Source organism: Alphaproteobacteria bacterium GM7ARS4 (assembly GCA_014332745.1).
In the GTDB taxonomy this organism is placed as follows: Bacteria; Pseudomonadota; Alphaproteobacteria; order GM7ARS4; family GM7ARS4; genus GM7ARS4.
Window position 1 is genome coordinate 19,935 of the sequence record JACONL010000014.1, and the last position, 9,576, is coordinate 29,510.

10 protein-coding genes and 2 tRNA genes are annotated in these 9,576 nt (G+C 49.7%); 6 read left to right on the top strand and 6 right to left on the bottom strand.

Going from position 1 to position 9,576, the window contains the following annotated elements:
• Positions 1-3: 3 nt before the first annotated feature.
• A complete protein-coding gene (locus GDA54_06710; protein ID MBC6497990.1) occupies positions 4-2,217 on the bottom strand; it encodes a lytic transglycosylase domain-containing protein in 2,214 nt (737 codons plus the stop codon).
• Positions 2,218-2,425: 208 nt separating this feature from the next.
• On the opposite strand from GDA54_06710, the gene GDA54_06715 reads away from it, so the two are divergent.
• A complete protein-coding gene (locus GDA54_06715; protein ID MBC6497991.1) occupies positions 2,426-3,310 on the top strand; it encodes a 4-hydroxy-tetrahydrodipicolinate synthase in 885 nt (294 codons plus the stop codon).
• 1 nt (position 3,311) lies between these two features.
• Positions 3,312-3,803 (top strand): SsrA-binding protein SmpB, encoded by a 492-nt coding sequence (smpB, locus tag GDA54_06720; GenBank protein MBC6497992.1) that lies wholly within the window; start codon positions 3,312-3,314, stop codon positions 3,801-3,803.
• Between the two features lie 8 nt (positions 3,804-3,811).
• Here smpB and GDA54_06725 read toward each other — a convergent pair whose 3' ends face one another.
• Entirely contained in the window at positions 3,812-5,533 is a 1,722-nt protein-coding gene (locus GDA54_06725; protein MBC6497993.1) for an OFA family MFS transporter, read from the bottom strand.
• Here GDA54_06725 and GDA54_06730 point away from each other — a divergent pair.
• On the top strand, positions 5,532-5,765 hold the full coding sequence (locus GDA54_06730) for a hypothetical protein (GenBank protein MBC6497994.1): 234 nt from the start codon (positions 5,532-5,534) through the stop codon (positions 5,763-5,765). The two genes, GDA54_06725 and GDA54_06730, sit on opposite strands and share 2 nt — an antisense overlap.
• On the opposite strand, the gene GDA54_06735 is transcribed toward GDA54_06730, so the two are convergent.
• A complete protein-coding gene (locus GDA54_06735) occupies positions 5,723-6,634 on the bottom strand; it encodes a site-specific DNA-methyltransferase (GenBank protein ID MBC6497995.1) in 912 nt (303 codons plus the stop codon). The two genes, GDA54_06730 and GDA54_06735, sit on opposite strands and share 43 nt — an antisense overlap.
• Positions 6,635-6,821: 187 nt before the next feature.
• Here GDA54_06735 and GDA54_06740 point away from each other — a divergent pair.
• A tRNA-Tyr gene (locus GDA54_06740) sits at positions 6,822-6,907 on the top strand.
• Positions 6,908-6,952: 45 nt separating this feature from the next.
• On the opposite strand, the gene GDA54_06745 is transcribed toward GDA54_06740, so the two are convergent.
• From GDA54_06745 to GDA54_06755, 3 genes are read right to left on the bottom strand one after another with little or no spacing between them, the layout of a single operon-like run.
• Complete coding sequence (locus tag GDA54_06745; protein MBC6497996.1) at positions 6,953-7,843, bottom strand: MipA/OmpV family protein; 891 nt, start codon at positions 7,841-7,843, stop codon at positions 6,953-6,955.
• Positions 7,844-7,857: 14 nt separating this feature from the next.
• A complete protein-coding gene (locus GDA54_06750; GenBank protein MBC6497997.1) occupies positions 7,858-8,556 on the bottom strand; it encodes a heme-binding protein in 699 nt (232 codons plus the stop codon).
• Complete coding sequence (locus tag GDA54_06755) at positions 8,537-8,800, bottom strand: DUF454 family protein (GenBank protein ID MBC6497998.1); 264 nt, start codon at positions 8,798-8,800, stop codon at positions 8,537-8,539. Before GDA54_06755 ends, GDA54_06750 begins: the two co-directional genes overlap by 20 nt.
• A 444-nt stretch (positions 8,801-9,244) precedes the next feature.
• On the opposite strand from GDA54_06755, the gene GDA54_06760 reads away from it, so the two are divergent.
• Positions 9,245-9,315, top strand: a tRNA-Gly gene (locus tag GDA54_06760).
• Between the two features lie 153 nt (positions 9,316-9,468).
• Positions 9,469-9,576: hypothetical protein (locus GDA54_06765; protein MBC6497999.1), on the top strand; the 108-nt coding region annotated here is incomplete at its 3' end.

Here is a 9,576-nt window from a genome sequence, read left to right on the forward strand (position 1 = left end):
TGTTCACTCTGATATTGTTGCCGTATCACGCACTTTTTTGCGATACACCTGAAGATTAGAGAGAACCTTCAAGACATAGTGACGCGTTTCGTAGAAGGGAAGAGCCTCTATCCAATCAATTTTATCGACATTGTCGCGTCTTGGGTCGCCAAATTTGCGCATCCAAACACGCACCCGTGAAGGTCCAGCATTATAGCCAGCGAGAGCAAGAGGATAAGAGCCATCATAGCCTTTCACCAATTTTTTGAGATAGCTGCCCCCGATTTTCATATTATACATGTGGTCGTGGAGGAGGCGTTGCTGTGAATAGGGTATATTTAAATCTTTCGACATGTATTCAGCCGTTGTTGGCATGACTTGCATCCATCCTAGCGCTCCCGCATGACTCACAGCCTCCACAGCCATGAAGTGACTCTCTTGACGTATGACACTGAAGAGAAGAGCTTTCTCGATGCCTCTCACGGGAATATGCTTATCCTCAAGCACGGGATAGCTGAATTCAGGTTCGGAATAGCCACGCAACATCAACTGACGACTCATGGAGGCTGCGACTTCACCATGGCCAAAACGTGCGAGCAACTCAATGATATACGCCCGTTGCACATCCGTTGAGGCGCGCTGGAGAAGGAGATGTTTTAGGAAGGGATAGGACTCATCAACCGTATCAGTGGCAGCAAAAATCCCCAATAATGTTAAAAGCCCATCATGGTTGAGGGGTTTTATTTCATCATCCAATGCCTCTTGGTCAAAGGGGAACGTAAAAGGGACATGAACAAAAATGGGCTCATGGCCTCGACTGATTTGGGCACGACAGAGTTGTCCATAGAATGTCGTAGGGTAGCGCGCCCCCTGTTCTAGCCATGCGCGGCCAGCGTCATTCCTCCCAAGAACTTGCGAAGCCCGCCATGCCCAATAAGCGGCCCGCGCCTTTTCCAAGCTTGAGACAGCATTTTCATAGAGACGGGAAAAATGACGATAGGCAGATAGGCTATCATTTAAGAAACTCAGCGCAATCCAGCCGCTAATCCACTCTCCTTCAGAAAATCCTTCTTTCCATACGGTGCTATGTTTCTTTGCGAGACGATAGGCGTCTTCGATATATCCGTCATAAAGAAGAAAGCGGATATAATCTTCATATTCTTGCCACCATGCCTTATCGTTATTGATGTCGTGGGGCAGTTTTTCTATGGCTTGGAAACTTTCAGCAAAGGAACGAGCCACTGAGAGTTCTTTGAGAGCAGGACTGATAGGGTGTTTGCGTAAAATCTTTTCTGGTAACGCCTGAATCAGTGTCGCCATGATGTAAGGGACAAGGGTATCACGCCATTGGGTATAGAGTTGTTCCCGTCGTTGGGGACGCATTTGGCTGATTTTATTTTTAACATCCATACTATTGCCATCTTGCAATAGGCGTTGGAGTCTTGCTCCATAATCTTCCTCCTTGAGAAGATGCGCGTATTTTTTAAGAAAATGCTCTTTATGCTGTGGCATAAGGTCTTGTTCTCGCCATATTTTACGCGCTGAAAATGCTTCCGCCTCTTTTTGTCCAGCGCGGCGTAAGGCAGAGAGGCGCTTGAGATGTCCCAGATTGCTCTGTGGCGGATAGCGTCCAAACCATGTGATGACGTCATGGGCGTCCATCTCTTGTAGGGAGAGGGCATTTTCTGCCGCAAGGCGTATTCTATCCATGTCAGGCCATCCCCTATGGGTTTCCATAAATTGCTCAACGGAGTCCAGAGAATGCTCTAACCAATAACGGCGGTAGTTTTTCCAACGCACATAGCTTTTAAGGAGAGGGTGATTAATGGTGCTTGCTAAATCATAGGCTTTACGAAATTCTTCATCTCTTGCCGCTTCGATGAGGTCCACGACATCTTGGTAGTGAATGCCAGCGATATGCTCTGGTTTCTGTATATGGGCTTTCAGGGGAGACGTGCGCATACGTGGCCTCGGGATGGGGCGAGGCACAATGATCAGCTGCCTTCTCTGTCTTGTCTTATCAAGGAGTGTTTTTCCTTGTGGGCTCTCTTTTTTTTCTTTATTGATTGTCGTCTCTAAGACATTCTTTTCCTTCTTCGTTGAGCTCGTCTCCCTTTTTTCTTGCGACTGATAGGGATTTGTTATAGGATGAAATGCCGTGAAGGCAAAGATCGTCAAGGCGAGGAGGCCATAGGCCAATGGGGGGGGCAATGGGACGTATGTCGATAGGGAACGCATGCTCGTGTTATCTCTTGTGTCTATGGATTCATGATGTTCGTCGTGCCATTTTTTGCGACCGCTTTCCTACGGATTATAGTGTTTTTTCTTGCTTATTGCTTCGCATTTTTGGTGACCATAGAAGAAGAGAGGAGCACACCCATTATAGCAAACATAGGCGGGGGCGGGGGTTATGCGACCTATGTGACGGAGAATGGAACAAGGCGACATGATGGCAACATTTCAAGGCTCTTTGACGGCGCTTATCACGCCTTTCCATGAGGAAGGAATCGATGAAGCGTCTTATATCAAACTCATCGAGTGGCAGATCGAACAAGGCAGTCATGGCCTTGTCCCTTGCGGGACCACGGGTGAGACGCCGACACTCTCCCACGAAGAACACAGGCGTCTCATAGAGCTCTGTGTGAAGACGGCATCGGGGCGTGTGCCTGTCATGGCGGGGTGCGGTTCTAATTCCACCCAAGAAGCCGTTTCTCTCGTCAGATATGCTGAATCTGTGAAAGCCGATGGCGTCCTTGTCGTTTCTCCCTACTATAATAAGCCTAGCCAAGAAGGCTTATACCAACATTTTAAGGCGGTTGCTGAGGCGACAGCGCTCCCCGTCTATCTGTATAATATCCCTGGACGTTGCGTCGTTGATATAGAGCCCCACACGATGGCACGCCTTGCCACGCTTCCTTCCATTGCAGGCGTCAAAGACGCATCCAATGATATGACACGGGTGATGACAATACGACAAGACATCGGCGCGCATTTCTCACAATTGAGCGGTGAGGACGCCACCATTGTGCCGTTTCTCGCTATGGGAGGACACGGTTGTATCTCTGTCACGGCAAATGTTGCCCCTCAGCTCTGTGCCCAACTCCATAACGCATGGCAAAAAAAGCAATGGCAGGAGGTCGAGCGTCTTAACGCCCTTCTTTTTCCCCTTCATAAGGCGTTGTTTGTCGAGCCTAACCCCTCTCCCGTCAAATATGTCGCGTCATGCTTGGGACTTTGCGCGCCTCTTGTGCGTCTTCCCCTCGTTCCCATAGCACCAGAGACGGAACGTCTGTTAAGGTCTCTGGTGGAAAGGTTAGCGCTTGCCTCATAGCATGATGGGAAAGACATCAAAACGACATGACGATAAAGGGCGTCACATCGTTGCTCAAAACAGACGTGCGCGCTACGACTATAGCATTACTGATACGTTGGAAGCGGGGATTGTCTTACATGGAACGGAAGTGCGCTCCTTGCGTCAAGGGCTTGCGAGTCTCAAAGAATCCTATGCCAGCATCACGAAACAAGGCGAGCTGGTGCTCTTGAATGCCCATATTGCGTCCTATGACCATGCCACGGACGAGCAGAATCACGAACCAACGCGCATACGCTCTTTACTCGTGCATGCTCGCGAGAAAAAACGCCTACAAGGTGCTATCAAGAAAAAAGGATATACCCTTGTTCCTCTCAACATCCATTTTAACAGGCGTGGGATTGCAAAGCTCGAGCTTGCTTTGGCATTGGGTAAGAAAAAATATGACAAGCGTGAAAAAGAAAAAGAGAAAATATGGCGGCGAGAAAATCAGGCTGTCTTACGTCGCCGATAATGACATCGTCATGACGCCATGTGGTGTTTTTCTGCCACAGGACGGACGAGGATATTGGCAAGAAGCGCCAAGGCAAGCAAGCCTGCCATAGCATACATTGTTGAATTATAGAGGGTAGGCGAAGGGTCTATGACGTGGGCGGGCGCAATTTCCATCATAGAACGTATCGTCACGGTTTTTGTCTGAATGAGCGTCTCCAGTTGCTCGATGGTCTGTCCAAAATGGGACTGGAAGAGTGTTGGGTCATGGTCTGTGATATGCTGTGCTAGGCTTTCAATGGCTTGTATGCGCGTATGCTCTCGCAATTGGGTAATGGCGACAGGTCCTAGAACACCGGCGACGCTCCAAGCCGTCAAGAGGCGTCCGTGAATACCGCCCACATAGCGTGTGCCAAAAATATCGGCTAGATAGGCGGGTATTGTCGCAAAACCGCCACCATACATCGTAAAAATAATCATGGTGATGGCGTAAAACATGACGAGCCACTGCACATGGGGAGAGACACTCACCTGAATGGCCGTATAGGGAATCGAGACATAGAGGAGCATCCCAAGGGTAAAGAAAATCATATACGTCGCTTTACGCCCTATGTAATCGGACATACTCGCCCAGAAGACGCGTCCAACCATGTTAAAGACACTAATCATGAGAACATACTGAGCAGTGAAGGCCACATCGACAATGTGGGGGAGGGTCGTGCCAAAGATTTCATTCATCATTGTTTTCGCCACACCTAAGACGCCAATGCCTGCGGATACGTTAAAACACAAAACAATCCACAACAGATAAAATTGCGGCGTTTTAAGGGCTTGGTCGATATGGACATGCTCTGTTGTCATCATCCGCTTAGCGCGATGTGCTTCATCGGGCGGAGTCCATCCCTTAGGAGTCCATCCTGTTTGCGGGACACGATAGGAAAAGGCAGCGATAACCATCACGAAGAAATACACAGTGCCAAGGGTAAAGAAGGTGGCAGCGGCGCCGGTAGAACCCGTTCCTACCTGATAGACCCCAGCAGGCATCGTAGGATGGATAAGAGCAGCCTCTTTTGTGCCTAACACGACGACTTCTAACAGCGCGCCATCCTGTGTGACATAGCGAATGCCCTCGACCGTCCGCATGGCCACATCCTCCACAGCGCCTAAATAAACAGGCATATCTTGAAAAAAGGCGAGCAGGGCTTCGATAGAGGGTGCGCCTACCATCGCCCCACCGCCAAAACCCATGATAGCCATGCCTGTTGCCATCCCGCGTTTATCGGGAAACCAACGAATAAGGGTGCTGACAGGTGAGACATAACCGAGTCCCAAGCCACATCCCCCCAAAACACCATAGCCAAGATAAAGAAGCCATAATTGGTGATACAGAATGCCAAACCCACCAACGATAAATCCCCCTCCCCATAGGCACGCAGCGACAACACCGACCATACGCGGTCCCACCTCTTCGAGCCACTTTCCAGCAAAGGCGGCAGCACACCCCAAACAGACAATGGCGACAGAAAAAATCCATACCACTTGCGACAGATGCCAATCACCAGCGGCTGGCACAATGACGCCTAATTCGCGCACAAGGGGAGGATTGAAAAGACTCCACGCATAGACCGACCCTATACATAAGTGAATGGCAATAGAGGCAGGAGGCACCAGCCAGCGATTAAAATCGTCAGGGGCAACGATATATTTCTTATGGAGACGGAGGGCAAGAATATCGTGGAGCGTCTGATACATGGTGATGTGTCGTGTGTGCTGTCCCCATCGACCGCCTCACAAGGAAGGCGAGCTACGTCCAAGCCTATACATGGATGGACAGGAAGGCAAGAAAAAACACCTTCACACCTACGCCTTGTGCGTTATCGTCATAGCGCATGGCACGCCCGCATGGCACGCCCCCGCATGGCACGCCCCCGCATGGCACGCCTATGTGGACATGCGTATCCTCTCACGCGCCGTCTGGCAATAGGCATCATCAACGTCGATACCCAGATAGCGCCTCTGATGTTCATGGGCGACAAGCGTGGTCGTGCCAGCTCCGTTGAAAGGATCCATGACAATATCATGGCAGTAAGAAAAGAGCTTGATGAGGCGTTCCACAAGTTTCTTGGGAAACATCGCTGGATGGCCATATGTCTGCATATCCCGTTCGGGGGCGATAGACCATCTGGCATTGACCCATGTTTTGAATTCATCGGCCGTGATATCGATGGCGTCTCTTGACCCCTCTTTTTTGAGAGTCCCTTTACAGAAGACCTCGATAAATTCCCATGTGTATTTGAGGTAAGGACTAGCGGGGCTTTTCCAACTCCCCCATGCCGTATATTTGCAATTATAGTTATTCTTTTCCCAAAGGATTTCCCCTTTCCATATGAGTCCTTGTTGCCATAAAAAATGGCTGATGACATGGTGGCTCGGTATGTAATCGGAAAAGAGGGGTTGCACATTGATGATGAGTCGCCCGCCATGGACAAGGACACGGATACATTCCTGTAAAATGGCAAATAGTTGGTCGTAATAGGCGTGCCATGGGCTTGTATCTTGGTGGAGTCCATAATCAAGCCCAAAATTATAGGGTGGTGACGTGATGATGATATCGACACACTGGTCAGGGAGTTGTCTCAGGATCTGGAGGCTATCACCACAGATGATGGTATTGACAAAGGACGCGGGTAAGGGATGATGACTCTTTGGGTAGTCTTTGGCAAAAGCATGGTATCCCTCTCGTCTTTTTTCCTTTGTTTTGCGATGGAGCACCTTGCGTTCGGCATTGTAACCATGGTGGATTTTCTTGCCGTGGCGCACACCAAAACTATGGGAGGGACGGGATGATGGCATGCTTGACAAAATAATGGGAAAGAGAGAGCATGGCGCCGATGGGCGAGGTCGTGGCTGAGGCGCGCTGCGATGATAAGAGGTCTGTCGGTGGCATGTCAAGGCATGGCGAGAGCGTGGGGAGGAAAACAAAAGAGGAGGATTGACAGAAGGGTCTTGCTTCGCTAAAGGGTATGGATGGTCTACACAAGGTGGGGTGGCCGAGCGGTCAATGGCAGCAGACTGTAAATCTGCCGACGTAAGTCTACGTAGGTTCGAATCCTACCCCCACCACCACATGACAAGAAAAAAACCTATGGGCGTTTTGTGGCATGCATGCCTTTATGGCGACATCGGGAAGGAAGGGGCTTTTTCCGCGCTCTCATGGATTTTCCACAGCAGACCTATGCCTATGCTGTAGTTCCAAGGCTGTTTAAACAGGGGACTTCCTTTATTGGCACTCCCCCCGTAATAGCCCGCCCTTGTCGCCAGAAAAAGGCGGAAAGATGTCGCAATAGGAATTCCCATCCCTACAGAGAATTCTGTCCCTAAATATCCAGCGCGCGCTTGATAGCGCGGCCGATTGGCTCTGGCATAGGCCGGGGCGACCTCATAAAAGACACGATGTAGCCCTGATGTCGCAAAAAGAGGACTGAGCGAGAGCTGTAGTCTGTCTCCCTCACGGACGATGTCGCGTCTTTTGTAGGCGAGCTTTGTATTAAAGACAAAGCCTCGATGGCGCGCAATATCAGAGCCAAAGGAGAAGAGGGAACGACTTTGGATTTTAAGGTCCCATGCGGACGTCTTGGCGCGGTGGCGTGATAGGTTCGTTCCTATCCTATCGAGGTGGATAATCAATTGAGGACCAATCCCCACCATCGTATCAATATCAGGCATCCCTGCTCTATCATCATTATCATCTGAGTCGGCATTAAAGGCGAGAGATGCTGATATATCAAAAGAAAAGAGGGGCTCATCTATGGCAACGGCGCGCGCAACACCTCCCTCACCCACACGTAGAACGGGCCCTCGATAGATGATATAGGGAAACCCAAGCCCCCGCACATGGTAATCGTCGGCGGCGGGATAATGTGGGATATAGGCGGCGCCACCAGCTAAGCCCAGCTCCCACAGGGGGCGCGTTTCCCCTTCCTTGTCTAGGCTATCCCCATACGTAGCAGTGGAATGACACGCCCCCCAGCCTATCACGACACACCACAAGCTTAAGCGCATCCATGTCATCATGGTCATGGAAAAGAAGATGGAGGGAGAGAATACAAGACTTCATTACGCCTCAGAAACCATGGCGTGAAGGGCGAGTCGTAATAGGCAAAAATAGGCGGTTCGTCGAAGGGAATAGTTTGTTTCAAGAGATAGCGGCGTAACATCGACGCATGCTGGTAAAAATTGTTATCACTATGGCGACCTGAAAAACGTATGCTGGCAAAGCGTGTCTTTGGGATACGTCGTAGGACGATACGTTGGTCGTCAGGGGTTGGACTATCCTCTGCGGAGAATGTCGCTGGAAGATAAAACCCTATGCGCCATGCGTTATCTCGCTCGTTTTCTCGTTGTTGACGTTGGATATGGACAGATGGTTGCTGAATCACCGGTGTCGTCATACTGATCGCTTGCTGTTTTTGGTTTGCCCCTTGAATATAGTCCACAAGGATAGAAAAAGCTTGATAGGCGGCTTCTTCGCGATTGCCATCAACGACAACTTCAGCAACGAGGGCTGGCGCATAGTCGCGTATGGCGATGTCACCATCTTGCTTGAGCAACGTATAGTCTGGTTCTTGAAAATGGCGGTGATACCCACATCCATAGGAGATAAGGGAAATCCATAAGAGCATAAGCCATCGTCCCAACGAAGACATAGCCTTGAGAGAGCATAGAACCCCTCTCTGTTTCCCCTTAGGCAGTTGCCTATAAGCCAATTCTTTCATTGAACTTCCTAATGATTGCCCCAATGGGGCCCATAGCGTAGATTTTCTTGGTCATCCACGGACATGAGTATGTGAAAAACCACGTGGCGATAATCCAAAACACCGTTGTCGGCATACCGGGCACCACCGTGCCAACCATCCCTAAAGAGAAAAAGAAGCTCCCGCACCCAAAAAGGAGCCAATTGCGTATCTTCAGGAGAGAGCCGCCCACTGCTTTTGTCCATACTCTCAAGCGAGCGAACATTGAGTCCTTCCTCCCATAACATTCACCTGACGACCTCAAAAAGAGACAGCATCCACCCCATCCATAAACAAGGACACGACAATAATCAAGAATAAAAGGTCAAGACCTTTCGAAAAAAACATCGACGGGAAGGGCGCATCGATATCCCCCATCATCCCCATAGCGCCTCGGCGCGCCTCACCACTTCACTTCATGTAATCCATGAAGGTATAAGACATCGTGCCAACCAATATGTTAAAGTATAACTTTAAGGATAAAAAGCAATGAAAAAAGGCGATAAGCCATCTATATTCATGTCTTACATGACGATAGAGGATTTTATACCTAACAGAGCATAGTTGATATGCGCGCCGTCTATACGAGCAAAAGGCTTGCGTTCACTGGGGAGAATGCTTTAGGTAGGGCGATAGTGGGCAGGGGTTGTTCCCGAGCGGTTATCGTGTGGCGGGTGTAGCTTAATGGTAAAGCCCCAGCCTTCCAAGCTGGTTACGTGGGTTCGATTCCCATCACCCGCTCATCGTGAATACTCTTTGTCTTTATGGCCTGTTCAGAGAGCTTTTTATTGACACGTATAGGGATAAGGCAGTATAGAGGGTGGACAGGGGACATGGCGACTATGCATGGCGTATGACAACAATTGTGGACGTAGAACGAGAGGAGAGATTGATATGGCGAAAGAGAAGTTTGAGCGCACGAAACCGCATTGCAATATAGGGACGATAGGTCATGTAGACCATGGCAAGACGACCTTGACGGCGGCCATAACGTCTGTGTTA

Bases quoted from the DNA above. Each gene is read 5' to 3' on its own strand.
- GDA54_06710 (MBC6497990.1), bottom strand. From the start codon at position 2,217: ATGCGTTCCCTATCGACATACGTCCCATTGCCCCCCCCATTGGCCTAT.
- GDA54_06715 (MBC6497991.1), top strand. From the start codon at position 2,426: ATGATGGCAACATTTCAAGGCTCTTTGACGGCGCTTATCACGCCTTTC.
- smpB (MBC6497992.1), top strand. From the start codon at position 3,312: ATGATGGGAAAGACATCAAAACGACATGACGATAAAGGGCGTCACATC.
- GDA54_06730 (MBC6497994.1), top strand. From the start codon at position 5,532: ATGGTGATGTGTCGTGTGTGCTGTCCCCATCGACCGCCTCACAAGGAA.
- GDA54_06725 (MBC6497993.1), bottom strand. From the start codon at position 5,533: ATGTATCAGACGCTCCACGATATTCTTGCCCTCCGTCTCCATAAGAAA.
- GDA54_06735 (MBC6497995.1), bottom strand. From the start codon at position 6,634: ATGCCATCATCCCGTCCCTCCCATAGTTTTGGTGTGCGCCACGGCAAG.
- GDA54_06745 (MBC6497996.1), bottom strand. From the start codon at position 7,843: ATGCGCTTAAGCTTGTGGTGTGTCGTGATAGGCTGGGGGGCGTGTCAT.
- GDA54_06750 (MBC6497997.1), bottom strand. From the start codon at position 8,556: ATGAAAGAATTGGCTTATAGGCAACTGCCTAAGGGGAAACAGAGAGGG.
- GDA54_06755 (MBC6497998.1), bottom strand. From the start codon at position 8,800: ATGTTCGCTCGCTTGAGAGTATGGACAAAAGCAGTGGGCGGCTCTCTC.